1 protein-coding gene is annotated in these 617 nt (G+C 47.5%); it reads left to right on the top strand.

The window, feature by feature from the left end; all coding sequences use genetic code 11:
* Positions 1-617, top strand: a 617-nt coding sequence (locus Q0779_RS23710; protein WP_298776726.1) for a condensation domain-containing protein, incomplete at both ends; no start/stop codon positions are given.

Consider the following 617-nt stretch of genomic DNA (forward strand, 5'->3'; position numbering starts at 1 on the left):
CCCGAGCTGCCTGAGTTGTCGATTACCTATGCCGATTACGCTTGTTGGGAGCGAGACTATTTACGAGGTGATGTGCTTGATGCGCAGTTAAGTTATTGGCGTGAAAAACTAACAGGTTGTGACACCTTACACTTACCCACCGACCATGCGCGTCCAGACAAGATTGATTATCGCGGCGCGAATTATACGATGAGCTTAGCGACTAGCCTATCAGCCCGCTTGCGCACCTTGGCGCAATCTCACAGCACGACCTTGTATACGGTGATGCTCAGTGGGTTTTATTTAATGCTGAGTAAATTGAGTAATCAGCAGGATATTATCATCGGCAGTCCTTCAGATAACCGCCAGCATGCGCAAACGCAGTCCTTAATTGGTTTCTTTGTGAATAGCTTAGCGCTGCGAACTGAGGTATCACCAACACTGAAGTGCGAGCAGTTAATTAAACAGGTGGATGCTTGTGTGCAAGGGGCAAAGGTTCACCAAGGATTACCGTTTGAAAAACTGGTGAGTGAGTTGGGGCTTGAGCGAGATATGTCGAGGCACCCACTGTTTCAGGTGATGTTTAGTTTGCAGCGTTTTGGTCAAGCATTGACATCGAGGTCATCATTATTTGATGC

The sequence above is a fragment of the uncultured Shewanella sp. genome, assembly GCF_947491715.1.
In the GTDB taxonomy this organism is placed as follows: domain Bacteria; phylum Pseudomonadota; class Gammaproteobacteria; order Enterobacterales; family Shewanellaceae; genus Shewanella.